We start from the raw sequence: 26,290 nt of genomic DNA, 5'->3' as shown, positions 1-26,290 counted from the left end.
GGGTGGTTGGGGACTCAGAAGAGGAAATAGCGCTGTGCCATGGGCAGCACGTCCGCCGGTTCGCAGGTGACGTCCTCGCCGTCCACCGAAACCTTGTACGTTTCCGGGTCCACCTGGATGTCCGGGGTAGCGTCGTTGTACTTGAGGTCGGCCTTGGACAGCGACCGGATCCCGGAGACGGGCCGGATGATCTTCTGCAGGCCCAGCTCCTCCGGCACGCCCGCGTCGATGGCCGCCTGGGACAGGAACGTGATGGAGCACTGCTGCACTGCCTTGCCGAAAGCGGCAAACATGGGGCGCATGGTCCGCGGTTGCGGCGTCGGAATGGAGGCGTTGGCGTCGCCCATCAGCGCATAAGCGATCTGCCCTCCCTTTAGCACCAGCTCGGGCTTGACCCCGAAGAACGCCGGGTCCCAGAGGACGAGGTCTGCGAACTTGCCCTCTTCCACCGAGCCGATGGAATCCGCCATGCCCTGAGCGATGGCTGCGTTGATGGTGTACTTGGCCACATAGCGCTTGAGGCGGAAGTTGTCGCTTCCGGGTCCCAGACCAGCAGCGGAACCGTGGTCCTCACCCGTGTTGTCCCGCTGGGGGGCCCTCAGCACGCCCCGCTGCTTCTTCATCTTGTCCGCCACCTGCCAGGTCCGGGTGATCACCTCGCCCACACGGCCCATGGCCTGGGAGTCGGAGGAGGTGATGGCGAAGATTCCCAGGTCCTGGAGTACGTCCTCTGCGGCGATGGTCTCGGCACGGATGCGGGAGTCTGCGAAGGCCACATCCTCCGGGATGTCCGGGTTGAGGTGGTGGCACACCATGAGCATGTCCAGATGTTCTTCGATGGTGTTCCGCGTGTACGGCAGCGTGGGGTTGGTGGAGGCGGGCAGGACGTTCGGCAGCCCGGCGATCCTGATAATGTCCGGGGCGTGCCCGCCGCCGGCGCCCTCCGTGTGGAAAGTGTGGATGACGCGGCCGGCGATGGCCCGGATGGTGTCCTCCACGAAGCCGCACTCGTTGAGGGTGTCGGTGTGGATGGCCACCTGGACGTCGTATTCGTCGGCCACTTTCAGGGAGTTGTCGATCGAGGCGGTGGTGGATCCCCAGTCCTCGTGGATCTTGAGCCCGACGGCTCCGGCCCGGATCTGTTCGGCCAGCGGTTCGACGGCGGACGCGTGTCCCTTGCCGAACAGTCCGATGTTGATGGGCATCCCTTCGGCGGCCTGCAGCATCCGCTGGATGTGCCACTTACCGGGGGTAACAGTGGTGGCTTTCGTGCCTTCCGCCGGACCCGTGCCGCCGCCCACCATGGTGGTGACGCCGCTGGCGAGGGCCGTGGGCACCTGGTCCGGGGAGATGAAGTGGATATGGGTGTCCACGCCGCCGGCCGTGAGGATCTTCCGTTCCCCGGCGATGATTTCGGTGCTGGCGCCGATCACGATGTCCACACCGTCGGTGATCTGCGGGTTGCCGGCCTTGCCGATCCTGTAGATGTGGCCGTCCTTGAGTGCGACGTCCGCCTTGTAGATGCCGGTGTAGTCGAGGATGACCACGTTGGTGATCACGGTGTCCGGGACGTCTGCTTCCCGCACCACCTGGCCGTTCTGGCCCATGCCGTCGCGGATCACCTTGCCGCCGCCGAACACAACTTCCTCGCCATAGGCGGTGAGATCCTTCTCGATCTCGAGGAACAGGTCGGTGTCCGCGAGGCGGATGGCGTCGCCCGTCGTCGGGCCGTAAAGGTCCGCGTACTGTTTGCGGGACAGCTCGAAACTCATTGCGCTCCCCCTGCCGCCGGCCGTGCGGACTCTGCCGTCCCAAGGCTGCCGTTGACCGCGTTGCTCAGCCCGAAGACCTCACGGCTGCCCGCGAGTTCGATGAGGCGCACCGTCCTGCTGTCTCCGGGCTCAAACCGGGCAGCGGTTCCCGCGGGGATGTCGAGCCGGCGGCCGAAGGCGGCCTGGCGGTCGAACGTCAGTGCGCTGTTCGCCTCGGCGAAGTGGTAGTGCGAGCCCACCTGCACGGGGCGGTCGCCGGTATTGACGACGACGACGTCGATCGCCTCGCGTCCTGCATTGATCGTCAGGGGCTCGTTCCGCAGCACATATTCTCCCGGAATCATGATGCCCCTTATCGGATCGGATCGTGGACGGTGACGAGCTTGGTGCCGTCGGGGAAAGTCGCCTCGACCTGGACGTCGTGGATCATCTCCGGGACACCTTCCATGACGTCGTCGCGGCTCAGGAGGGTGGTGCCGTAGCTCATGAGCTCGGCAACCGTCCGGCCGTCCCGTGCCCCTTCGATCAGTTCGTAGCTGATGACCGCCACAGCCTCCGGAAAGTTCAGCTTCAGCCCGCGCGCTTGGCGGCGGCGTGCGAGGTCGGCTGCGACCACGATCATGAGCTTTTCCTGCTCGCGGGGCATCAGATGCATACCGGGCTCCCTTCTAGGACGGACACCCCCGCAGCATGCGGGTGCACGCGCCCGGCGGTGTGTGACCAGCGTAATCCGCGGACGTTTCAGCAAGATTTCCTGGGCTAGCTGCCCTTCATCCGTGTTGCGATGTCGTCTGTGGACAGCACCGGCTGGCGGTATTCGTCGGACAGAATGCGCAGCATGTCTGCCGCGGCTCGCTCGTTTCCGGATGCCATGGCCTCCTCGGCGTAGACGACGCGGAAGTTGTGCGCGAAGGCGTCGGCCGCCGTCTGGGCAATGCAGTTGTGCGTGGCGACGCCGGCGAGCACCAGTTCCTCGACGCCCCAGTTCCGCAGCCGGGACAGCAGGTCGGTTCCGGTGAAGGCGCTGTCACGCGTTTTAACCAGGCGGGGCAGTCCGTCGGTCTGGAGTCCGGGAACGAAGTCAGCCTGGCCGGAACCGCGGAAGATGAATCCCTGGTCGTCGTCCAGCATATTCAGGGACCAGGTGGACTTGTCCCGCTCGTGCTCGGTTCCGACCAGCAGAACCTTGGCACCGCTGGCGGCCGATTCCCCGATGAGACGGTTACAGGCCTGAACCAGGGCGTCCTGCCGCGGAGCGAGGGCAGGATCCTCGAAGTAGGCGTTCTGCATATCAATGACCAGCAGGGCAATCACTGCGGTTCCTTTCCGTTGTTCGGCAGACGGAGGCCACAGGTTTCATGTACCCACCAAAGGGCCGGGATAACCCCAAAGGGGCGGCTCTACGGTGCCGAGGCCCGGATCTTGAGCTCGAACCCCGCTTCGACGTGCACACCGTCGTCGGACTGCTCCTTGCCTTCGACCCGGTCGATCAGGAGCCCGACTGAGCGCTCCGCGATTTCCTGCATGCCCGGCGCCACGGTGGTGAGCGCCGGGGAGGCGAAGCGGGCCTCATCAATATCGTCAAAGCCTGCCACGGCAACGTCCTGCGGAACTTTGACGCCGCGGATGAGGAGTTCATGCAGGGCCCCCAGTGCGAGGGCGTCGTTCAATCCGAAGACGGCGTCGAACGGCACTGCACTGTCCAACAGCGCATCCACCGCGGATGCTCCGGCATCCCGGCGCCACTCGGACGGGACGATGAGTGCCGGTTCAAAGTCCACCCCGGCGTCCTTGAGCGCCTGCCGGTAGCCGGTCAGCCGCAGCCCCGCACTTCCGGCGCTGTCCTCCGGTGATGCTCCGATCACTGCTATGCGGCGCCGCCCTCCGGCCAGCAGGTGGGCTGTCATCGCCTGGGCCGCCCGGACATTCTTCATGGTGACGGTGTCGAACCGCGTATCCTGAATATGCTCGCCGAGCATCACGAGCGGCTTGCCTCCGCGCCGGTCCGCCACGGTGTCCGGATCCAGCCGCAGCGGGGTGAACAGGAGCCCGTCCGTCAGCTGGCGGAAGGGACCATGTAAAGCACTGAGCTCGTTCTCCTCGAGTCCGGCGGACTGCTCCACGAGCACACGGTAACCGCGGGCGGAGGCAACAGTCATGAGGCGCGAGGCCAGCTCCGCGTAATACGGGGCTGAAAGGTCGGCCAGAACCAGGCCGAGCATGCGCGACTTGCCAGAGCGGAGGCTCCGGGCCGTCAGGTTGGCCTCGTAGCCGAGCTCGTTAATGGCGTCCAGCACCTTCTGCCTTGTGGCCGGCCTGATGAACTCATAGTCGTTGAGGACGTTGGACACGGTTTTCAGGGACACCCCTGCCACGCGGGCAACATCATTCATGGTCACAGCCATCCGAGGCTCCTTCTCACGGCAACATCTCGGTACATCGTTGCAGAATGCCGATCGCACCGCCCCGCCCGCAAGAATTTTCCAAGGTGGCGAGCCCACGCTGTCCCCAGGTCCAAGCTCTGTGGCCAGGCAAAGGCGCCTGGCCACAGGGGGCCGGGGACCCCGTCGTCGTGGAGGAAGTAAGGAACCAGGGGGAGTCGTGCCAGAAGGTCTCGAGATACCGGTGGAATCGGAGGGCTATGCAGCCGGGCACCCGGCTCCGGATGCCCCGCTGTTTGCCTTGGTCGGCTCGCACCGCGGAACCGGCCTGGACTTCCTTGCGCGGCTGGGGGCAGGCCCCCGCCGGATCACGTCCGCAGCCTTGGCCGCATCCCCCGACATAGCCGGCACTGTGGTGCTGTCCACGTGCAACCGGTTCGAGGTCTACTTCGAGATTGCTGCCGGCACGGAGCCGTCCGCAGCCCGGAGCCGGGTGCTGTCGATCATCAGTGACTGCTCCGGCGTTGGCGTCGAAAAACTCCGCGGGTCCCTGGACTTTCTGTCCGGTCATGCGATGACGGCGCACCTCTTCTCCGTAGGTGCCGGACTGGATTCGGCGGTTGTCGGCGAACGGGAAATTGCGGGCCAGCTCCGCCGGGCCCTGGCCGCGGCCCAGGAATCGGGAGCGGCCAGCGGCGCCTTGATCCGCCTGTTCCAGGCAGCCTCACGCGCCGCACGCGACGTCGGATCCCTGACCACGCTAGGCGCCGCCGGGCGCTCCCTGGTCTCTGTCGCGCTGGATCTGGCTGCCGCGAAGCTGGGGCGCGACGGGATGGCCGGGTTGTCGGTGGTTGTCATCGGCACAGGAGCCTATGCCGGCTCCACCCTGGCGCTGCTGGCAGCCGGGCACTGCGACAACGTCTCCGTCTTTTCATGGTCCGGACGCGCCGAGGCCTTCGCCGCAGCCCGCGGCGCTGCTGCCCTGGGGCGCTCCGACCTGCCCGCGGCAATCCAAGGCGCCGATGTGGTGATCGGCTGCAGCGGCCGCGGAACCCGGCTCGGGCCAGATGAATTCAGGCGGTTCCGGCAGAACGCGCAGGAACGCCTCATCGTCGTCGACCTGGCCCTGAACCGCGACTTCGAGCCGGAGACCGGTGAGCTGCCCGGGGTTGAACTCATCACCCTGGACGACGTGCGGATGGCCTCACCCCGTGAGCACTCTGCCGTCGTCCAAGAGGCCGCCGAACTCGTCCGGCAGGCTGCGCTGCGGTTCGAAGAAGACCAGCAGGCCCGTCTCCTGGACCCAGCGATCGTGGCGCTGCGGGGGCACATGCAACGGGTTCTGGCCAGCGAGGTGGCGCGGGTCAAGAACCAGCATGGCTGCACCGCCACCGCCGAAGCCGTGGAGTTCGCTTTGCGGCGGGTGGTCCGGCAACTCATGCATGTGCCCACCGCCCGGGCACGGGAACTGGCGGCGTCCGGCCGGCAGGGCGACTACACCGCAGCCCTCGAAGCCCTGTACGGCCTGAGTGTTGAGCCAGACACTGGCAATGCTCCGGTGCAGCCCGCCACATTGATTGCGGCAGGGTGATCTTTGGGGCGGCCGCCGCCTGTTTCAGGGGGCTCGGCGCACATGCCCATGAATCGGCTCTGGCCGTCGCTGCCAGCCGGGATTAGCGTTTAATCAGCGTCCGCCACGCGCGCAAGGAGGAACATCGATGCACTCCCGGCAGTCAACAACCAGGCGAATGGCCCGTGTCTGTCGGGCCTTGGCCGTGGCCGCAGTTCTCACCGCCGCCTCAGGCTGCACCGGCCCGGGGCAGGGTCCGGGACAGACTCCAGGGCAGAGTCCAGGGCCAACGTCCACCTCGCAGGCTCCAGGCCGCACGGCGGAAGGCGGTGCCGGCCAGACTCCGGGGCAAGGGCAGCAACAGCCCGCCCAGCGGATCCCGGCAGGTACTGCGGACATTCCCGCGATCGTCAGCAACGTCCAGCCGTCCGTGGTGACAATCTTCACGGGCCGCGGTGGACTGGGAAGCGGCGTGGTGTATTCGGAGGACGGACTGATCCTGACGAACGAGCACGTGGTGCGCGGCAGCCGCGAGGTCGAAGTGGGCTTCGCCGACGGCCAACGCGTGTCCGGAACGGTGCGGGCAACCGACGCCATCTCGGACCTGGCGCTCGTGGAGGCGCAGCGTAAGGGCCTGCCGGCCGCTAAGTTCCAGCCGGACCTGCCCCGCATCGGAGAACTGGCCGTCGTCATCGGCTCCCCGCTGGGATTCGAAAACACCGCAACAGCGGGCATCATCTCGGGCCTCCACCGGGAGATCCCAGGGTCGGCCTCCAGCAGCCAGTCCCTCGTTGACCTGATCCAGACCGACGCGGCGATCAGCCCCGGCAACTCCGGAGGCGCCGTCGTGAACAGCCGTGGTGAAGTGATCGGCATCAGCGAGGCTTACATCCCGCCCCAGTCCGGCGCCGTTGCCCTGGGCTTCGCCATCCCCGCCGCCACCGCCGTGAAGGTCGCTGACCAGCTCCGCGAGGACGGCACGGCCGATCACGCATTCATCGGCCTGGGGCTTGCGGAAATTACCCAGCCCATAGCCAGTGAGCTCGGCCTACCGGACACCTTGGGGGCGCTGGCACTCTCCGTGCCGGAGGACGGCCCGGCGGCGAAAGCCGGAATCCGAGCCGGTGACGTGCTCATCAGACTCGACGGCGACCAACTCACCTCGCCGGAGGACCTGTTGGCAGCACTGCGAAGCCGGAGCCCCGGGCAGACCGTGACCGTGGAATTCCGCAGGGGAACCGAAACCCAGGAAGTCAAGGTCGAACTGGTCGCGCGCCCGGCCCCCTGAGACCGGCCCCACACGGCAGCGCCGGGGGCCGCCGGGGTCCCGTCACGTGGCGAAGATGCTCCACGACGCCTCGTGGGTGGCGCCTGGCTCCAGCTGGATCAGGTCCGCGCCGCTGTTGAAGGCGTCAGGAGGGCAGGTCATGGGTTCCACCGCGAGCCCCAGCCTGTTGGGGGCCGGTGGCAGCTTGTCGGCCGTGTGGATCTGGAGCCACTGGCAGGTCCGGTCCCAGGCCATGCCGACTCCGGTCCCGCCCGGATCCCGCACCACGAGTTGCGCGCGGCCAGCGTCCGTAAACGAGATGTGGGTGAAGGCGTGGTCGATCTTGGTGGCACCGATGCTGCGCGGCGCACGGAAATCGAACTCATGCCCGTCCACTGCCCGCACGGCGACAGGCAGCAGCCGGTCAGGGGTCACATCCAGAAACCCGCCGGCCGGAACCTCCAACGTCCATTCATCCAGCGGCGCCGGCCCCGCGAGCAGGTACGGGTGCGGGCACACACCATAGGGCGCGGTGTCCGCGCTGAAGTTGGTCGCCGTTACCCCCGCGTGCAGGCCGGCGGCGTTCAGCCGGTAATGGGCGGTGACCTTGAGCGGGAATGGATACCCGGGAGCCGGGCCCACAGTGCAGGCGAGGACCACGGCGGACCCAGAATGCTCCTTCAGAGTCCAGTCGAGCGGAAACGCCAGGCCGTGAAGGGCGCAGTCCCGCTCGGTTTCGTTAATGGGCAGCCGGTAGTCGGCTCCCCGGAACTTGTATTTGCCGTCGGCGATGCGGTTGGGCCAGGGGGCCGCGATGATGCCCCTGTAGTCGGGGATGGGCCCGCCCTCCGGGAACGGGACAACCAGGTCCCGTCCCCGGTGGCGGAGTTCCCGCAGGGCAGCTCCCCGTGCCGTCACGGTCGCGCTGTACTCCCCCGCTTGGATTTCGTATTCGCTCACAGCCCACCGGCGAGCTTGTAGTACGCGGCGTTCCAGGCGAGTTCCTTCTTGAATTGCCTGATGGTGGTGCCGTCGTCAATGGTGAGGAGCTCGGTCCGGGCGATCTCGGCGAAGTCCTCGAACACGTCCATCCCCACCTGCGTGGAAAGGACGGTGTGGTGCGCTGCCCCCGCGGTCAGCCAGGCCGCGGCGGACGTGGCGAAGTCGGGCTTCGGGGACCAGAGTGCGCGGGCAACCGGGAGGTTGGGCAGCGGTTCGTCGAGATCGACGACGTCGACGGCGTTTGCCACGAGGCGGAAACGGTCCCGCATGTCGGACAGGGCCACGACGACGCCGGGTCCTGCGTCCGTGTCGAAGACCATGCGGACCGGATCTTCCTTGCCGCCAATGCCCAGCGGGTGGATTTCAACCCGCGGCTTCGTGGCCGTCAGGGAGGGGCAGACCTCGAGCATGTGCGCGCCGAGGATCTTTTCCTGGCCGGGAGTGAGGTGATAGGTGTAGTCCTCCATGAGCGAGGCGCCGCCCGCCAGGCCGGCACCCATGACCTTGGCGGCACGGACCAGGATGGCTGTCTTCCAGTCGCCCTCTGCGCCGAAGCCGTAGCCATCGGCCATGAGCCGCTGCACGGCCATGCCGGGCAGCTGCCGCAGTTCGCCCAGGTCTTCGAAGGACGTGGTGAAGGCGGCGGATCCGTTGGCTTCGAGGAAACTGCGCAGTCCCAGCTCGATCCTGGCGCTGTAGCGGAGGGATTCGTGGCGGGCCCCGTCGGAGCGAAGTTCCGGCGCCACCTCATAGAGCCGCTCGTACTCGGCGACCAGGGCGTCGACGTCGGACTCCGCGGCGCCGTGCACGGCGTCGGCGAGCTCGTTGACGGACCATGTGTTGACCGAGACGCCGAAGCGCAGCTCGGCCTCGGTCTTGTCACCTTCGGTGACGGCGACGTTGCGCATGTTGTCCCCGAAGCGGGTCAGCTTCAGCGTGCGGACGGCGGCCCAGCCGGCGGCGGCCCGCTGCCAGACGCCAACTTGCCGGGCGACCTCGGGGTTGGAGACGTGCCCGACGACGGTCTTGCGCGGCACGCCGAGGCGGGACTGGATGTAGCCGAACTCGCGGTCGCCGTGCGCGGCCTGGTTCAGGTTCATGAAGTCGAAATCGATGTCCGCCCACGGGAGCTCAACGTTGGCCTGGGTGTGCAGGTGCAGCAGGGGCTTGCGGAGCAGGTCCAGGCCCTGGATCCACATCTTGGCCGGAGAGAACGTGTGCATCCACGCGGTCACGCCAATCACCGAATCATCCGAGTTGGCTTCCAAGGCGGTGCGGCGGATCGCGTCGGAGTCTGTCAGTACGGGCTTCCAGACCAGCTTGACCGGCACCTCGGAGGCTTCGTTAAGGGCGGCGGCAATCTCTTGGGACTGGGCGGCGACCTGCTTCAGGACGTCCTCCCCGTAGAGGTGCTGGCTGCCGGTGAGGAACCAGACCTCGTGGTGCTCGAGGGAGGTGTTGTTGGCGTTGGACATGTAGTTCTCCTGGAAAGCTTCGGGGGCCTGGCGGCCGAGTGACTGGGCCTGGTGACCGGGTTCGGGCCTCGCGGCCGTGACTGGGCCTAGCGGCCGTGACTGGGCCTAGCGGCCGTAGACGTTCTGGTAGCGGGCGTAGAGGGATTCAATCTGGACCGGATCGATGGGCAGTGGTTCGCCGAGCTGCCGGGCGATGTGGACGGTGCGGGCCACTTCCTCGCACATCACTGCAGCTTTGACGGCCGAGCGGGCGTCCTTGCCGATGGTGAAGGGGCCGTGGTTCTGCATCAGGACCGCCGGGGAGTTTGATCCCTGCAGGGTTTCCACGATGCCGCGGCCGATCGAGTCGTCCCCGATCAGGGCGAATGGCCCCACCGGAATGGTGCCGCCGAACTCATCGCCCATCATGGTCAGCACGCACGGGATGGCTTCACCCCGGGCGGCCCAGGCAGTGGCGTAGGTGGAGTGGGTGTGCACCACTCCACCGACGTCGGGCATGTGCCGGTACACGTAGGCGTGGGCGGCCGTGTCCGAGGACGGCGTGAGGTCCGGGTTTTCCCATTCGGCCGGGGCACCTTCGGCGTCGGCGCTCAGGCTGCTCACCGGGGTGCCGTAGAGGTCCGTGACCACCATGGCTTCGGGGGTCAGATCGTCATAGGAGACGCCCGAGGGCTTGATGACCATCAGGTCATAGCCCGGGATCCGGCCGGACACGTTCCCGGCCGTCCAGACGACCAGTCCGTAGCGCGTCAGCTCGGCATGCAGTGTGCAGACATCCCGGCGGACCATCGCGATGGTCTCCAGCAGGGCGCTCATGCCGAGACCTCCTGGGCGAGCTGGGCGGGCAGGGACTGGGCTGGCAGGGACTGGGCTGGCAGGGATTGGGCGGCGTTGCGCTGGATGGCCTTGAGCCGGTGCATGACGTCGTTGGTTCCCCTGCCGAAGTAGTCATGCAGGGTCCGGTACTCGCGGAACAGTTCCTCGTACGCGGCGACGTTGTCCGGGATCGGTGTGTACACGGCACCGGGGGCGGAGCCCATCGCCGCAGCGGCGGCACGGATGTCCGGGTACTTGCCTGCTGCGACGGCTGCGTGGATGGCCGAACCGAGTGCGGGTCCCTGGGCCGAACCGATGGTGGAGAGCTGCAGCCCGGTGACGTCGGCGTAGATCTGCATCAGCAGTTTGTTCTTCAGCAGGCCGCCGGCAACAATGAATTCCTTCACCGGCACACCGGCGTCGCGGAAGGCGTCAACGATGGTGCGGGTGCCAAAGGCCGTGGCCTCCAGCAGCGCCCGGTAGATGTCCTCGGGGCGCGTGGCCAGGGTCTGGCCCACCACCACTCCGGAGAGCTCATGGTCCACCAGGACCGAGCGGTTGCCTGAGTGCCAGTCCAGGGCGATCAGGCCGTGGCCGCCGATCGCCTGGGCTGCGGCGAGTTCGGTCAGGTATTCGTGGATGCCGAGTCCTGCAGCTGCGGCAGCCGCGTGGTATTCGGGCGGAACCCCATACTTCGTGAACCAGCCGAAGATGTCGCCCACGCCGGACTGGCCGGCCTCATAGCCCCAGAGCCCGTCGACTATGCCGCCGTCCACCACACCGCACATGCCGGGCACCTCCCGCAGCACATCCCCGTTCATCACATGGCAGGTGGAGGTGCCCATGATGGCCACCAGCTGGCCGGGCTCAACGGCTTTGGCCGCGGGTGCGGTGACGTGGGCATCCACGTTGCCGACGGCGACGGCGATGCCCTCAGGCAGTCCGGTCCACTCTGCGGCCTCGGCCGTCAGGTACCCTGCGGCGTCGCCCAGGCGGCCGATGGTGCAGTCAAGTTTAGCGCTAACAAAGTTGCTGAATTTCGGATTCAGGGCGGCCAGGAAGTCCTCGGACGGATACCGGCCGTCCTGGTAGATGCCCTTGTATCCGGCGGTGCAGGCGTTGCGGACGTAGCTGCCGCAGAGCTGCCAGACAATCCAGTCGGCAGCTTCCACCCAGTGGTCCATCTCCGCGTAGGCCTCGGGATCCTCCTCCAGCAGCTGGAGCCCCTTGGCAAACTCCCACTCGGAGGAGATCAGGCCGCCGTACCGCGGCAGCCACGTCTCACCCCGTTCGGCGGCGAGGGCATTGATGCGGTCCGCCTGCCCTTGGGCCGCATGATGGCGCCAAAGCTTGACGTATGCATGGGGCCGATTGGCGAATCCCTGAACTTCGTTCAGGGGCGTGCCGTCGGCCTTCACCGGCACCATCGTGCACGCGGTGAAGTCCGTCGCAATCCCAACCACCGCGGACGGGTCAATGCCCGCATTGGCGATCGCCGCCGGCACCGCATTCCGGAGCACGTCCCGGTAGTCGTTCGGCACCTGAAGCGCCCAATCACCGGGGAGCCGGGCGGTCCTCCCATCCGCTGCGTCCGCCACATCCGCAGGAAGCGCCTCGGTGACCACCGCGTGCGGGTAATCAAACACGCCGCTGCCGAGCTCCTTGCCGTCCCGGACCCGCACCACGACGGCCCGGCCCGACAGGGTGCCGTAATCCACTCCGATGACGTAATTGTCATTGCCGGTCTTGAACCCGGCGTCCCCACTGGCTTGCATGCTGAAACCTCCATCCGGGAGGTACTGGCCCCTATGCCCGGTGTCGAAATGTAAAAGATTCTCTTCGATTGTGAACGCTAACATATCTCTGCGTCAAGCATTGCTGACGCCCAATATTGGACGGCCTTGCCGGGCCAGGCCCGATCGCCGCCATCGCATCACGGCAACGAGACGGGGGCTCCGCCAGGGTTGGCAGAGCCCCCGTCCTTCCAGGTGCCAGTAGTGCCGCGGCGCGCTAGCCCAGCTGGCGGCGGAGACGCTCCAGCTCCGTTTTGGTAACGGGCAGGACGGTGCCGTGGCGCGGCGCGCGCGGAAGCTCATAATTGCTCGAGAGCTTCCAGTTGGGGTTCTCCAGGCTGGTGCTCTCCAGCGGGATATAGCCCCGGCCGCCAAACTCGTCCACGAAGAGGTAATACTTCTCTTCGGTGTTGGACTTGAAGACGGTGGGCCCCTCGACGCCCCCGGTCCCGGCGTTCCTGCCGATGCAGTTGGCCATCAGGGACCAGGCGCGTGGGTTTGCAGCAGGCAGATCAACGGCCAGCAGGTCCGTGGACTTCTCCTGCATGATGTCGAGGCACCCGGAAACGCGGGCTTCGTCCTTCGTGAAGCGGTAGTAGGTGTCCCCTTCCTTGATGACAGTGGAGTCGATGACGGAGTCACCCGGGTCGTTCCAGACTTTCGCCTCACTGAAGGTCCGGAAGTCGCGGGTGGTGGAGTACATCATCTTGTTGTGGGTGCCGCCCGCGTGGTTAGGGTCGCTGTCGGCATAGATCTTGGAGGCCCAATAGACCACGTAGGCGCCGATTTTCCCGTCGTAGTGGGCTTCCGGCGCCCAGGTGTTCCCGGCCGTGTCCGGGGAGACCTTGACGTGGCGTTGCTCGGACCAGTTCACAAGGTCCGTTGACTCCCAGACCTCGATGTACTGACTGCCTTGGCGCTGGGAGGAATCCCACGAGGTTCCGCTGCCGATGGAGAGGTCGGTGGCGATCATGTAGAACTTGTCGCCTTCCGGGGATCTGATGATGAAGGGGTCGCGCAGGCCTTTGGTGCCCAGCTTGGAGTTGAGGACGGGCTTCCCCCCGTTCAGCTCATCCCACTTGAGCGCGTCGTTGCCGCGGCTGGCGGCCATGAAAATGTTCTCTCCGGCGAGGTCGTTGCCGGTGAAGTAGGCGAAGGCGTACCCTTCCTTGGCTTCTGTCTTGGGCAGCGGCAGAACAGTCACGAAGAACCTCGTCCTGGCCTTGGCCTTTCCAAGGGTGACGGTTGCGTGCAGGTTAAGCTTCACCGGTTCGCTGCCGTGGGCCGGCCGCGAAACCTCGCCGGTGTCGGTGATGACGGAGCCGTTGCTCGACTTCCAGTCCACCGTGGTTCCGTGAAGTCCAGTGGCCGGCAGGGTTATGTTGCCGCGGATTCCTTCGGCGTCCCACACGTTCAGCGCGGCCGAGGCCTCACTGACTTTCCGGTCGTCACTGATGTCTTCGAGGACCGTAACAGTGAACGTCTTGGAAGCTGAGGCCCCACCTGAGGTGGCGGTGGCCGTCAGCGTCACGTCGGCGTTTCCGGTTCCGTGGGCGGGGCGTGTCACCACACCTTTGGACGAAACGACGGCTTCGTTGGAAGACGACCACGCGTAAACCGATCCGTTGGGACCTGTGAGAGGCAATTTCAGGTCGGCGCTGACGGCACTGGTGTCGCCGAGTGACAGTTCCTTCAGATCGAGGGCCACCCGCTCTTCCGGAGAGACGTAGCCGACCTCCCGCACTTCGGCCGCAGAGAGTGCCCGATTGTAGATGCGGAAGTCCCGGACCTGTCCTTTCAGGTACTTGTCACCGGCGTAGACAGACCGCCCAAGGTAGTTCGCCGTCGTCGTTCCTCCTCCGATGCTCCCGGGGGTGATGGTGACGCCGCTCTTGCGGGCGACCTCCGTGCCGTCCTCGTAGAGGACGGCCGTACCGCCGCTGAGGGTGTAGGTGATCGTTTTCCAGGCGCCGCGCGCCAGGTCCCGTCCGGCGCTGGCGGTCTGCTCGGTAGACCAGTTGCCGCTGGCGATAGAGGTCCGGTACGAGTTGCCGGTGGTGAAGAGGTAGCCGTTGCCGGTGCCGTTGGTTGTGTTGCCCATTCCCCAAATGAAGTAGGGGGCGCCTTGGTCTGGCGCGATTTTTACGTCGGTTGAGACGGTGATGGCGTCCAGCCCGCGCATGACGTCGTTGGGGAGGCGGACGTGGGCGTTGGTACCGCCGAGTTGCAGGCCTTCGGTTCCCAGCAACGCGGCATCACCGTTGATCACTCCGTTCCGGCCGTTGCCGGAACTGTCTTCTGCGACGGAACCGGCGGATTCCGTGAGGTTGTATTTGAGGACGAGGCCGTCGTCGACGGCGGCCTGGGCCGGCGCCCCGGCGGCAAGCCCGCCGAGCGCCAGGACAGCAGCGGTGATCAGTGCCGGGCCGGTGCGGGCCTTTGAGGGTGTGGTGAGCATAGAGCAACTTTCGTTAGGGCGGCCAAAGGGCCGCGGCGGGATGCTAAGTCAGGTGTGCTGCCTACTTGCGGGCCCCCGCATCGGCGAGCCGGATGAAGGTCACCGACTTGGGCTCGAACTCATAGGTGAACGCCGCCCGAGCTCCGTTGAAGGTGCTCGACGCCGGGGCCAGGTTTTGCCCGTCAGCGCTCTGGGTCAGGGTGGTGACCGCGGCCGTGGTGCTGATGTTGGTTGCACCCGCCACCTTGATGTCCACCGGGGTCCGTTGGGCCGAGGTGTTGACCACCTTCACGATCGTGTCGCCCGATTCCGCGTCCTTGGTAACCACGGAGTAGACGGGGTCAGCCTGGGTGTCGTCCACAGTGCCCCACAGGACGTTGTCCAGGTAGAGCTTGGCGATGCGCCCGGAGACTTCAATGCGGATGTCATATTCACGCCCGGTCTCGATCACGGTGTTCTTTTCGATGACGTTCGTCTTGCCGCCGTTGACGGCCTTCTCCACTACCGACTTCGAGTTGTTCCAGCCGCCGAGGTTCCACCAGAAGTAGTTGCCGGTGTCCTTCACTCCGAAGGAGACGAGGAACCCTTCCGAGCCCGCCAGTTTTGTCGCCTTGGTGCTGAGCGTGTAGTTGCTCCAGTCGGCGTCTCCGGCGGTCACCATCGTGTTCTGCGCTGTGGTGCTGGACTGGACATACCCGCCGTCCTGGATCGACCAAGACCCGGTGCCGTTGCCGGTCCAGGCCGCCGCCGTTCCCGAGAAGTCGTCGCTGAACAGGGTGGCGCCGTCCGCCCCGGTGACCTTGACGTCGTCGTAACGCGCCGAGGTGGCCCAGGTGGATAGTCCGATTTTTCCTGCGATCGGCACGACGGTGGAGGCCGGGTTGTCCTGCGTGCTCGGCACCACCTGGGTGCCGACGTTGTTCATGAACAGCTTCTGGACCTCATAGTTGGGCGTGGTCCTGACGGACGTTCCATTGAAGAACATCATGTCCGGGCTCCACTGCGTGTTCGCCTCGTTCGCAATGAGCGGCGCGTAGGACGCCATCTTGACCACGTCCGCGTTCCGCTCGAGGCCGGTCATGTATGAGGCCTCTGCCAAGGCGTTGTCTGGCTTGTTCCCACGGGATGCGTATTCCCCGAGAAAGACCTTGTAACTGTTCCGGTCGTAGGAGTCGTAGCGGTGGTTGTTATTCAGGAACCAGGACGGGTCGTTGTAGTAGTGCTCGTCGACGAAGTCCACACCCGTGTCCGCATTGAATTTGGAGAGGTCATCGAATTCCGGACCCTGGCTGAACGGACCGGTGTTTCCGATGATCTTGATCTCAGGGTGGGCCGTGCGGACAGCATTGTAGAACTGGGTGAAGTACTGCTTGAACTCCGGCTTGTACTCCTCGTTGCCCAAGCCGATGCGGTCCAGGTTGTAGGGCTCCGGATGCCCGTAGGCGATGCGCTTGGCGCCCCACTCGGTGCTGGCGTCACCGTTGGCGAACTCGATCAGGTCCAGGGTGTCCTGGATGTAGCGGTCAAGGGTTGCCTGATCCGGGGCCTGCTTGTTGTCTCCGCAGCCAGTCACGCCAACCGGAACCACGGGTACAGGGATGGCTCCCATGTCCTCGGCCCACTGGAAGTACTCCATGTATCCCAGGCCGTAGGTCTGGTTGTAGCCCCAAAAGTTCCGGTTCGCCGGGCGCTGCTCCACGGGACCGATGGTGTCCTTCCACTGGTACGTGCGGGCGCGGGTGTAATTGGGGGCCGAATACGTGTCGTAGCTTCCGGTGTTGACGATGCAGCCGCCGGGGAAACGGAGGAATCCGGGCTTCAGGTCGGCGATCTTCTCGGCGAGGTCCTTGCGGAGGCCGTTTTCCCTGCCGTTCCAGGTGTCCTGCGGGAAGAGGGAGACCATATCGAGCCGAACCGTGCCGGTTCCCTGGACAACTGTCACAAGCCGGCCCGCTCCCGTCGAGGACTTGGGCGAGAGCGTCACCTGGTATTTCGCCCAGCGGTCGCCCTTGATCTTGATGGTGGCGATGTCGAGGCGCCCGCCTTCGGGCGTCTCCAGTGTGACAGCAAGGCTCGTTCCGGTGGGATTGGACGTACGCGCCCAGACTGAGTAGTTGTACTTCTTGTGCGCCTCGAGCTTCTGCCCGGCGTTCCAGCCGCTGTTGCGGACTCCTACGCCTGCGCCGGTTCCCGCGCCGGCGGCGGTGGCGTCGATCTGCAGGTAGTTCCGGTTGTTTTCATTCAAGCGGTTGTTGTCGTTGACAACGGCGGCTGTTCCGTCACCGCCCCGCCGCAGCACGTCCCAGGCGGTCATGGGAGTGTAGGTCCTGTTGTCCCCTGAGTTGAATTCAAAGGACCTGTTCTGGACAAGTTCCGCATAGATGCCGCCGTCGGCGCCTTGGTTGATGTCCTCGTAGAAGGCCCCGTACATGGTGCGGTCGATCGAAGGCCCCGTCCCGGCGGCATTGATGCTGATTGTCCGGTTCGTGGCGGGCTCCGCCGAGGCACCCAGCGCCGGACCCAGGGACAGCACCGCTGCTGCCAGTGATCCGGCAAGCACCATGGTGCAGGCCCGCTGTGCGGGACGTGGTGATTTTGATGGCATGGAAGACGTGGCCTTTCTCCGATCAGCAGACTGACGGCCCCCCGGGCGCAGCTCTGCGGTGCGGCCGCCGACGGCTGCTGTGCGCAGTACCGTCCTCTGGCGTAGCCGCCGAATGAATGGGTGACAAAGATCCTGTTAACGCTAACAATGAGGCGCGTCGGGAACGAGTATTGAACATGTTTGCAGACTTGTAAAGGGCATTGGCTGAGCCGGAAGGGCAAATTCCCCTGCCAACAAATTGTGACGGGAACCACTTGACGGCCTTGTTTGTTAGCGTTCACAATGATCGCAGAGCGCTTCAGCTCACTTGCAGCAATGGCGGTGTTCCGAGTCTCCCGCCTGCATGTAACTACGCCTCCGGGAGGATGTTGTGTTTAAGAAATCCCTAATTGCGGTAGCCGCCGCTTCGATGCTCACTCTGACGGCCTGCGGCGGATCCGGCAGTGCTGCCGGCAACGCGGGCACTGACAAGATCACCATGGGCTTCGCGCAGGTGGGCGCCGAAAGCGGCTGGCGCACCGCCAACACCAAGTCTGTACAGGAGTCCGCCAAGAAGGCCGGCATTGACTTGAAGTTCTCAGATGCCCAGCAAAAGCAAGAGAACCAAATCAAAGCGATCCGTTCCTACATCCAGCAGAAAGTGGACGTTATCGCCTTCTCGCCGGTGGTGGAGTCAGGCTGGGACACCGTCCTGAAGGAAGCCAAGACCGCGAAGATTCCCGTCATCCTCACTGACCGGGCAGTGGATTCCACGGACAAGACCCTCTATAAGACGTTCCTGGGGTCCGATTTTGTTGAAGAGGGCAAAAAGGCGGGCGCCTGGCTTGTCGATGAATCCAAGTCTGCCACCGACACCGTGAACATCGTCGAAATCCAGGGCACCACCGGATCGGCACCTGCGAATGACAGGAAGGAAGGGTTCGAGGAGGCCATCAAGGCCAACCCGAAGCTGAAGATCATCGCCTCCCAGAGTGGTGACTTCACCCGCAGCGGCGGCAAGCAGGTCATGGAGGCCTTCCTCAAGAACAACCCGGATATCGACGTCGTCTTCGCGCACAATGACGACGAAGGGCTGGGTGCCATCGAGGCCATCGAGGCCGCCGGCAAAGTTCCCGGCAAGGACATCAAGATCATCACCATCGATGCGGTGAAGGACGGCATGACTGCCCTGAGCAACGGAAAGATCAACTACATCGTCGAATGCAGCCCAATGCTCGGCGACCAGCTCATGGACCTTGCCAAGAAGGTCCTCGCAGGCGAGACAGTCCCGGAACGGGTTGTCACCGAGGAAACCACGTTCACCCAGGAGCAGGCAAAGCAGGTTCTTGCCAGCCGCCCGTACTAACCCGTACTAAACCGCGGCGTGCCCCAGAACGCCTGTGCGGCGGCGGATCCCCGCCGCCGCACGGCAGCCCGCCCTACGGCAGATCCGGTACGGCAGACCCAGCACAGAAAAGATACGAGGATGAACGAAATCGCTCCGGTCGTCGAGATGACCGACATAGCCATTGGATTTCCAGGAGTTAAGGCGCTCGACGGAGTCAACTTCCGTCTCTTCCCGGGTGAAGTCCATGCCCTCATGGGAGAGAACGGTGCGGGCAAGTCCACCCTGATCAAGGCGCTGACCGGTGTGTACACCATTGATTCCGGCACGGTAACCGTACTGGGCGAGTACAAGCAGTTCGCGACGCCGGCCGCATCGCAGGCGGCTGGCATCAGCACCGTCTACCAGGAGGTCAATCTCTGCCCCAACCTGTCCGTTGAAGAAAATGTCCTGCTGGGGCGGGAACCGCGCCGCCGCGGCTCCATTGACTGGAAGGGCGTTCGGTCCCGGACCCGGGAGGTGCTCGCCGAGCTGCACCTGGACCAGGTTGACCCGGGGTCCCTCCTGTCCTCGCACTCCATCGCGGTCCAGCAGCTCATCGCAATCGCCAGGTCTGTGGAGATCAACGCCAAGGTCCTGATCCTGGACGAACCCACATCCAGCCTCGATGCCGATGAGGTCAACCAGCTGTTCCGCGTCATCCGTGATCTCCGCGACCGCGGAGTGGCCATCCTGTTCGTCTCCCATTTCCTCGAGCAGGTCTACGAAATCTCTGACCGCATGACAGTGCTCCGCAACGGAAAGCTTGTGGGTGAATACATGACCCGCGAGCTTTCCCGCATGGGCCTCATTTCCAAGATGATCGGCCGGGAAATGGAAGCACTGGCCGAGCTGGACCAGGCCCCTGCACGGGCACGGGCCAGGGCTGACTCCGAAGCGACGCCCTTCCTTGAGACCCGCGGACTTGGGAGGAAGGGATCGGTTTCCCATGTGGACCTTTCCGTCTACCCGGGCGAGGTCGTGGGCCTCGCGGGGCTGTTGGGAGCGGGCCGTACGGAGATCGCGCGGCTAATTTTCGGCGCCGACAAGGCGGATGAAGGCTCCATCGAGATCAAGGGCGCAGGCCAGAAAATCCGTTCGCCCCGCACAGCCATCGACATGCGCATCGGGTTCTGCTCGGAAGACCGCAAAGAGGAAGGACTGATCGGAGACCTCACCGTCCGCGACAACCTGGTGTTGGCCATGCAGGCCAGCAAGGGCTGGGCACGGCGCATTCCGCGCCGCGTCCAGGACGAGCTGGTGGCTGAGTACATTCAGGCCCTCGACATCCGCCCGGCCAACCCCGACGCACTCATCCGGAACCTCAGCGGCGGCAACCAGCAGAAGGTGCTTCTCGCCCGCTGGCTGGTCACCCATCCCGAACTCCTGATCCTCGATGAGCCCACCCGCGGAATCGACATCGGAGCCAAGACCCAAATACAGAAACTCGTCAGCCAGCTCGCGGCCGACGGGATGTCCCTCCTCTTCATCTCCTCCGAGCTCGAGGAAGTCCTGCGCGTGAGCGACCGCATCGCCGTCATCAAGGACCGGGCAATGGTCGCGGACATCAATAACGACGGCGTCTCCGTAGAAGACGTCATGGCGGTCATCGCCGGAGGCACCCAATGACATCACTCTTGAAACACCGCCTTGCGTGGCCGGTGATCGCCCTCGCGGCACTGTTGCTGCTGAACCAGATTTTCCGGCCGGACTTCCTGAGCCTCAGAATGCAGGACGGGCACCTGTACGGCAGCCTCATCGACATCATGCGCAATGGCGCCCCCACAATCCTCATCGCACTCGGTATGACCCTTGTGATCGCCACCCGGGGCATCGACCTCTCGGTCGGCGCGGTGGTGGCCATCGCCGGGGCGGCCTCCTGCGCTTACATCGCTGCTTCGCCGGAACCCGGCTCCCCCTTGACGGCCGCGACGGCGGTTCTCATTGCCGTGATCGCCGGCCTTGCCCTTGGCGTCTGGAACGGATTCCTGGTCTCCACCATCGGTGTGCAGCCAATCATTGCCACCCTGGTGCTCATGACAGCCGGGCGCGGCATCGCCCAGCTCATCACCGGCGGTCAGATCATCTCCGTCTCCAACGACCACTACAAGTCCATCGGCGCCGGGTACCTGTTCACCCTTCCGATCTCCATCCTGATCACAGCCGCCGTCTTCGCCATCGCGGCCGTCCTCACCCGGCGTACTGCACTGGGCACCCTGATCGAAGCCGTCGGCATCAACCCCGTCGCCAGCCGGCTGGCCGGGCTCCGCTCACGGAACATCATCTGGATCGTCTACGTCTTCAGCGCCGTCTGCGCCGCCCTGGCCGGCCTCATGATCAGCTCCAATGTCACGGCAGCCGATGCGAACAATGCCGGACTCTATATCGAAATGGATGCCATCCTCGCCGTCGTCATCGGCGGCACATCACTGGCAGGCGGCCGGTACACCCTGGTCGGGACCGTCGTCGGGGCCTTCATCATCCAGACGCTGACCACCACCGTCTACACCCTCGGGATCCCGCCGGAGGTGACCCTGGTCTTCAAGGCCCTCGTGGTCCTCACCGTTTGCCTCCTGCAGGCGCCGAAAGCACGGAACCTGCTCCAAGGCCTCAAGGCAGCCCCCAAGCCCGCCGCAAAGGAAAAGGTCGCCATCTAATGTCCCCCCTGACCACGCTGACGCCCCTGACCGTCGAGAAGCCGTCGCCGGCGCGCAGCCGCCTGCGCGGAGGTGCCCGCTACGCGCCGACGCTAGCGACCGTCGGTCTCTTCATCGCCATGTTCGCCGTGGGGTCGGGCATGTACCCGAGCTTCCTCTCCGGCCAGGTTTTCCTGAACCTCTTCATCGACAACACCTTCCTGATCGTGCTCGCCGTCGGCATGACGTTTGTGATCCTGACCGGCGGCATCGACCTTTCAGTCGGAGCCCTCGTCGCCCTGTCCATGATGGTCAGCGCCACGCTCCTCCAGCAGGGCTGGAACGCCGGGGCCGTCATTGTCCTGGTGCTGCTGATCGGCGGTGGGCTGGGCCTGTTCATGGGGCTGATCATCCAGTACTTCGACATCCAGCCGTTCATCGTCACACTGGCCGGCATGTTCCTCGCCCGAGGCCTCTGCTACGTCATCAGCCTTGATTCGATCCCTGTCACCGAGGGGTTCTTCACGGGCATGGCACAGGCCCAGATTCCATTGCCCGGGGACCTCTTCGTCTCGCCGGGCGTCCTCCTGGCCCTCGGAATTGTGGCCGTGGCCTTCTTCATCCTCCACCACACGCGCTTCGGCCGCACCGTCTATGCCATCGGCGGCAACGAACACTCCGCCATGCTGATGGGCCTGCCGGTGAAGAGCACCAAGATCCTTGTCTACGCGCTGAGCGGCCTCTGCTCCGCTATCGCGGGCATTCTGTTCTCCTTCTACAGCCTCTCCGGCTACAGCCTCGCCGCCCAGGGCATGGAGCTCGACGCCATCGCAGCGGTCGTCATCGGCGGGACACTGCTCACAGGCGGTACCGGCTACGTCCTGGGATCAGTCGTCGGTGTGCTGGTGCTGGGCATCGTCCAGACGTTCATCGCCTATGACGGCACCCTGAGCTCCTGGTGGACAAAGATCGTCATCGGCGGCCTCCTGCTGGTCTTCATCCTGCTGCAGCGGCTTTTCGCCCGGAAAACACGCTGACTCCCTGCTTCACCTGCCTCTCTGTCTCCCGCACGTCGAAAGGACGTTTTTCAGCATGAGTGTTCCCCCCAACCCGCAGTTTTCGCGCCGCTCGTTCCTCGGAACCGGAAGCGCCGCAGCCGCCACAGCGATTCTGGCTGCTGCGGGCGCAGGATCTTTGGTGGCGGCCCAGCCCGCCGCCGCGGCCCCCGGGTCAACCCCGGTCATTAATCCCATCGTTCCGCAGCGTGCGGACCCGTGGCTGATGAAGCACACCGACGGCAAGTACTACTTCACCGGTTCCGTACCCGAATACGACCGGATCGTCGTGCGCTCCTCCGCCACGATCTCCGGGCTGGGCAGCTCCCCGGAAGCAGTGGTCTGGACGCGCCCTGCCTCGGGAACCATGGGCGGCCACATCTGGGCACCTGAGCTGCACCACTTTGATGGCAAATGGCACATCTACTTCGCCGCCGGCGACAGCAGCGATGTCTTCCGGGTGCGGATCTACGTGATTTCCACGGCCGCGGCCGACCCGACTACTGCCGTATGGGAGCCACCGGTAAGGGTGCACACGCACGCCGACACCTTCTCCCTGGACGCCACCACCTTCGAGCACGCCGGTACGCGCTATCTGCTGTGGGCTCAAAGCGACACCGGCGTGAACTCCAGCCTGTTCATCGCTTCCATGTCCTCTCCCTCCACGCTCTCCAGCGCACCTGTCCGTATCGCCGTCCCGACGATGGACTGGGAGACCCGCGGGTTCAAAGTCAACGAAGGCGCCGCGGTGATCAAGCGGAACGGCCGGATCTTCGTGACCTTCTCTGCCAGCGCCACAGATGCCAACTACTGCATGGGACTCCTCACGGCGGATGCAGGCGCCGATCTGCTCAACCCGGCCTCCTGGACCAAGGCACCCACTCCCGTGTTTGCCACCTCCGAAGGGTCGAAGCAGTACGGCCCCGGTCACAACTCCTTCACGGTGGACGAGGCGGGCAACGACGTCCTCGTCTACCACGCCCGGTCCTACCGTGCCATTGTGGGCGACCCCCTCTACGACCCCAACCGGCACGCCCGCGTTCAGCGGCTGCACTGGAACGCGGACGGCACCCCCAACTTCGGCGTTCCCGTGGGGGACGGCGAGCTGCCGGTGCGCCTGGAATCCGCAGCCACCCCGGGCAGCTACCTTGTGCACGACGGCGCCGCCATCTCGGCAGCCTCCTCCCCTTCGCTGGGAGCATCCCAGTTCCGCATCGCCCCTGGCTACGCCAAGAAAAACTCGGTACTCATCGAACCGGTCCTGACCAAGGGGCGCTATCTCCGGGTGCAGGGCTCAACAGTCACCATCGCGTCCACGGAAGGGTCGTCGTCGGCCTTCATCCAGCGGGGCGGCCTTTCAGCTACGGCGGGAGCGTCCTTCGAATCGGTCGATCTTCCTGGCTGCTATCTGCTGCTCAAGCAGGGCAACCTGACCCTGGCGAGAGTAGGCAAGAACGACAGGGCCGCGGCCACGTTCTTCCTCAGCTCGTAACCGCACGGCGCATCAGCATTCACCCCCCTGCTTCAGCTGGCTGGAGCAAGGGGGTGTGCCCGGCACCGGTGTTTGCCGGTACCGGGCACTTTTTTGTGTCTAGCGTGTTGACTTCCCAGACCTTCGCCGGGGGACGACGGCCGCGAGGACGCGAACACCTTGCTTTCCTACGCCGGCATGACTCCGGTGACAGGGCGCTCCGGAACCTGGATCCGCGGAGTTCACCGCCCGGCGTTCGGCGGCGCTGTTGACGAGCGGACCACAAGCCTGGGGTTGACGACGGAAGACGCGCCTGAATGGCCGTTGGCCATGTCGAAAAGGAGCATCTGCATGCAACGGGCACCGAGTTCCTTGAATCCCTGGTTGACCGTGGTCAGTGGCGGAACAAGATAGGCAGCCTCGGGCTGGTCGTCGTAACCAACAAGGCTGATATCGTGCGGGACCCTCAGGCCGGCCTCGCTGAAGGCGCGCAGGGCCCCGAGCGCCATCTGGTCGTTGGCCGCGAAAAGGGCCGTGACCCTGCCGGCCGCCGCGAGTTCCAGCCCGGCGCGGTATCCGCTTTCGGCGCTCCAGTCACCCTGGACCAGCACGGAATCATCCAGTCCCGCCTGGGCGAGAGTACGGCGCCAGCCGTCAACACGGGCAGCAGCATCGATCCAGTCCGGCGGGCCGGCCACATGCGCGATGGCCGTGTGCCCAAGATCCATCAGATGCTGCACGGCGAGGCTTGCACCCATGCGCTGGTTTACGGCGGCGACACTCAGCCGCTCATCGACGCCGAAGCCAACCGCAACCAGCGGAACGGCCATGCTGATGGTGCTCAGGGATTCGAACATGGCCTCGTGCGGCACAATCACGACGATGCCATCGACTGACTGCATCATGAAGTATTCGAGGCCGTCTTTGATCGCCGCCGGTGTCACCTCACCGAGGCTGGCAACGCTGACGAAATAGCCCTTGTCCCGCGCCGCCTGCTGCACCCCGAGGAGCGTGTTGGCCGGACCGTAATGGGACATGTCGCTTCCCAGAACGCCGATCGTCTGGGACTGGCGTGTCACCAGGCTCCGCGCCGCAGTGTTCCTGCGGTAGCCCAGTTCCGCGATGGCCTTTTCGACACGCTCGCGGGTCAGGGGGCTGACGTTCGGATGGGCGTTGAGCACCCGCGAAACAGTCTGGTGTGAAACGCCGGCGAGCTTCGCCACGTCCTCCATTACGGGAGGGCGCCTGATCTCTGATACGGGCATTCCCTCCCCTTACGTTAGCGCTAACAATCAGCATACCAGCTACCTGTCGGATCGGGCACTGGAATCAGCGGGCCGAGGTGCTGCTCCGCACCACCAGCACCGGCTCGACGACGGTGGAGCGTGCGCCCTCGCCGTCCCCGACGGCGGACAGCATCAGATCCATGCAACGGCGGCCGAGTTCCTCGAAATCCTGCCGGACAGTCGTGAGGGGCGGGGTGAAGTACCCCGATTCAGGCTGGTCATCGAAGCCCACGACGGAGACGTCGTCGGGCACGCGGACTCCGGCTTCATTAAAGGCGCGCAGCAGGCCGAGCGCCATCTGGTCGTTGCCTACAAAGATGGCCGTGGCGGACCGTTCCGCGGCGAGCTTCCTGCCAATCTCGTAACCGCTGCCGGCGCTCCAATCGCCCTCCATGAGGAGGTCATTGTCCAGTCCGGCGGCCCGCAATGTTTGACTCCAGCCTTCGGCCCTCGCAATGGCGTCGATCCAGTCCTGGGGTCCGGCGACGTGCGCGATCCTGCGATGCCCCTGATCTATCAGATGCTGAACCGCGAGCTCCGCCCCGCGCTGCTGGTCCACCATCGCGCCGCTTACGGCGTCATTCCCGCGCGAACCCACGGCCACCAGCGGGACACCCGGCTTCATTTCCGTGAGGGCAAGCAGCGTTTCGGAGTGCGGAACGCTGACCACGATCCCGTCGACGGACTGATCCAGAAAGTGCCCGAGGGCATCGAAAATGGCTTCGCGGTTCACCGATTTAAGGGCCGCGATACTGACGAAGTAGCCGGCGTCCCGCGCCGCCTGCTCCACGCCCAGCAACGTATTGGCCGGGCCGAACTGGGAGAGCTCGCTGGCAAGGACGCCGATGGTCTGGGAGCGCCGCGTGACCAGGCTCCGCGCCATCGTATTGCGGCGGTACCCGAGCTCGGCGATCGCGGCCTCGACCCTCTCCCGCGTGGCTTTGCTGACGTTGGGGTGTTTGTTGATCACACGGGACACAGTCTGGTGCGATACCCCGGCGCGTCCCGCCACGTCCTCAAGCCGCGGCAACCGCGCATTGCTTTTTGTCATGGGGTTATTCTCCGTGACGAGGCGCGGAACCACGAACAGCCCACGCGTCCAGGGCACCACACCGGCTAATAATCTGCACCGGCAACGGAATCTAGTGGAGTCTAGGGCCGAACCGGCGGAGGTTGCCGACGACAAGGATGCTGCTTGTCATTCAACTTCATAAGCTTTGGCAGGTTACAAGCCGTTTACTTGCATACCGTATGCTGCTTTCACCGTTGCCCTAGCGGCCCGTTGGGGATCTGCGGCGGCGGTTGACGGCCCGCTCCGCACTTGGGGGGCAGAGCGGGCC

General features: G+C 65.1%; 20 protein-coding genes. 7 read left to right on the top strand and 13 right to left on the bottom strand.

What is annotated here, in order from left to right; genetic code table 11:
• Positions 1–14: 14 nt before the first annotated feature.
• From ureC to ACIP90_RS04905, 5 genes are all read right to left on the bottom strand, one after another.
• The gene (gene ureC / locus ACIP90_RS04925) at positions 15–1,772 is read right to left on the bottom strand and encodes an urease subunit alpha (RefSeq protein ID WP_400577438.1); all 1,758 of its coding nucleotides are present in this window, start codon (positions 1,770–1,772) and stop codon (positions 15–17) included.
• Entirely contained in the window at positions 1,769–2,116 is a 348-nt protein-coding gene (locus tag ACIP90_RS04920; RefSeq protein ID WP_400577437.1) for an urease subunit beta, read from the bottom strand. Before ACIP90_RS04920 ends, ureC begins: the two co-directional genes overlap by 4 nt.
• Before the next feature lie 8 nt (positions 2,117–2,124).
• Positions 2,125–2,427: an urease subunit gamma gene (locus tag ACIP90_RS04915; RefSeq protein WP_400577436.1), complete on the bottom strand. Its 303-nt coding sequence runs from the start codon at positions 2,425–2,427 to the stop codon at positions 2,125–2,127.
• Positions 2,428–2,531: 104 nt separating this feature from the next.
• Complete coding sequence (locus tag ACIP90_RS04910) at positions 2,532–3,086, bottom strand: cysteine hydrolase family protein (protein ID WP_400577435.1); 555 nt, start codon at positions 3,084–3,086, stop codon at positions 2,532–2,534.
• Positions 3,087–3,172: 86 nt separating this feature from the next.
• A complete protein-coding gene (locus ACIP90_RS04905; protein ID WP_400577433.1) occupies positions 3,173–4,177 on the bottom strand; it encodes a LacI family DNA-binding transcriptional regulator in 1,005 nt (334 codons plus the stop codon).
• Between the two features lie 268 nt (positions 4,178–4,445).
• On the opposite strand from ACIP90_RS04905, the gene ACIP90_RS04900 reads away from it, so the two are divergent.
• The gene (locus tag ACIP90_RS04900) at positions 4,446–5,744 is read left to right on the top strand and encodes a glutamyl-tRNA reductase (protein ID WP_400577705.1); all 1,299 of its coding nucleotides are present in this window, start codon (positions 4,446–4,448) and stop codon (positions 5,742–5,744) included.
• A gap of 184 nt (positions 5,745–5,928) precedes the next feature.
• Positions 5,929–7,011 carry a S1C family serine protease gene (locus tag ACIP90_RS04895; RefSeq protein ID WP_400577432.1) on the top strand — a complete coding sequence of 361 codons (1,083 nt, stop codon included), beginning with the start codon at positions 5,929–5,931 and terminating at the stop codon, positions 7,009–7,011.
• Between the two features lie 42 nt (positions 7,012–7,053).
• Here ACIP90_RS04895 and ACIP90_RS04890 read toward each other — a convergent pair whose 3' ends face one another.
• The 6 genes from ACIP90_RS04890 to ACIP90_RS04865 form a co-directional block, all read right to left on the bottom strand.
• Positions 7,054–7,950, bottom strand: coding sequence for an aldose 1-epimerase family protein (locus ACIP90_RS04890; RefSeq protein WP_400577431.1), 897 nt, complete (start codon positions 7,948–7,950; stop codon positions 7,054–7,056).
• On the bottom strand, positions 7,947–9,467 hold the full coding sequence (gene araA, locus ACIP90_RS04885; RefSeq protein WP_400577430.1) for an L-arabinose isomerase: 1,521 nt from the start codon (positions 9,465–9,467) through the stop codon (positions 7,947–7,949). Before araA ends, ACIP90_RS04890 begins: the two co-directional genes overlap by 4 nt.
• Before the next feature lie 105 nt (positions 9,468–9,572).
• Positions 9,573–10,283 (bottom strand): L-ribulose-5-phosphate 4-epimerase, encoded by a 711-nt coding sequence (locus ACIP90_RS04880; protein ID WP_400577428.1) that lies wholly within the window; start codon positions 10,281–10,283, stop codon positions 9,573–9,575.
• Entirely contained in the window at positions 10,280–12,058 is a 1,779-nt protein-coding gene (araB, locus tag ACIP90_RS04875) for a ribulokinase (RefSeq protein WP_400577427.1), read from the bottom strand. The genes ACIP90_RS04880 and araB overlap by 4 nt, the downstream gene beginning before the upstream one ends.
• Before the next feature lie 235 nt (positions 12,059–12,293).
• Positions 12,294–14,534, bottom strand: a complete 2,241-nt coding sequence (locus tag ACIP90_RS04870) for an immunoglobulin-like domain-containing protein (protein WP_400577426.1) — start codon at positions 14,532–14,534, stop codon at positions 12,294–12,296.
• 61 nt (positions 14,535–14,595) lie between these two features.
• Positions 14,596–17,139 carry an alpha-L-arabinofuranosidase C-terminal domain-containing protein gene (locus ACIP90_RS04865; protein ID WP_400577425.1) on the bottom strand — a complete coding sequence of 848 codons (2,544 nt, stop codon included), beginning with the start codon at positions 17,137–17,139 and terminating at the stop codon, positions 14,596–14,598.
• Between the two features lie 370 nt (positions 17,140–17,509).
• Between ACIP90_RS04865 and ACIP90_RS04860 the strand changes: the two genes are divergently transcribed.
• From ACIP90_RS04860 to ACIP90_RS04840, 5 genes are all read left to right on the top strand, one after another.
• A complete protein-coding gene (locus tag ACIP90_RS04860; RefSeq protein WP_400577424.1) occupies positions 17,510–18,484 on the top strand; it encodes an ABC transporter substrate-binding protein in 975 nt (324 codons plus the stop codon).
• Positions 18,485–18,604: 120 nt separating this feature from the next.
• Positions 18,605–20,131: a sugar ABC transporter ATP-binding protein gene (locus ACIP90_RS04855; RefSeq protein ID WP_400577422.1), complete on the top strand. Its 1,527-nt coding sequence runs from the start codon at positions 18,605–18,607 to the stop codon at positions 20,129–20,131.
• Positions 20,128–21,159, top strand: a complete 1,032-nt coding sequence (locus ACIP90_RS04850) for an ABC transporter permease (RefSeq protein WP_400577421.1) — start codon at positions 20,128–20,130, stop codon at positions 21,157–21,159. The genes ACIP90_RS04855 and ACIP90_RS04850 overlap by 4 nt, the downstream gene beginning before the upstream one ends.
• A complete protein-coding gene (gene yjfF, locus ACIP90_RS04845; RefSeq protein ID WP_400577419.1) occupies positions 21,159–22,175 on the top strand; it encodes a galactofuranose ABC transporter, permease protein YjfF in 1,017 nt (338 codons plus the stop codon). The genes ACIP90_RS04850 and yjfF overlap by 1 nt, the downstream gene beginning before the upstream one ends.
• Positions 22,176–22,230: 55 nt before the next feature.
• On the top strand, positions 22,231–23,685 hold the full coding sequence (locus ACIP90_RS04840; RefSeq protein ID WP_400577417.1) for a family 43 glycosylhydrolase: 1,455 nt from the start codon (positions 22,231–22,233) through the stop codon (positions 23,683–23,685).
• Between the two features lie 221 nt (positions 23,686–23,906).
• Here the strand turns inward: ACIP90_RS04840 and ACIP90_RS04835 are convergent, their stop codons facing one another.
• Both ACIP90_RS04835 and ACIP90_RS04830 read right to left on the bottom strand, forming a co-directional pair.
• Positions 23,907–24,929 (bottom strand): LacI family DNA-binding transcriptional regulator, encoded by a 1,023-nt coding sequence (locus ACIP90_RS04835; RefSeq protein WP_400577415.1) that lies wholly within the window; start codon positions 24,927–24,929, stop codon positions 23,907–23,909.
• A 64-nt stretch (positions 24,930–24,993) separates the two neighbouring features.
• The gene (locus ACIP90_RS04830) at positions 24,994–26,001 is read right to left on the bottom strand and encodes a LacI family DNA-binding transcriptional regulator (RefSeq protein WP_400577414.1); all 1,008 of its coding nucleotides are present in this window, start codon (positions 25,999–26,001) and stop codon (positions 24,994–24,996) included.
• Positions 26,002–26,290 lie beyond the last annotated feature (289 nt).

It is taken from the genome of Arthrobacter sp. NPDC093139 (assembly GCF_044754165.1).
In the GTDB taxonomy this organism is placed as follows: Bacteria; Actinomycetota; Actinomycetes; order Actinomycetales; family Micrococcaceae; genus Arthrobacter.
This window is presented reverse-complemented; position numbering and strand designations above follow the sequence as displayed.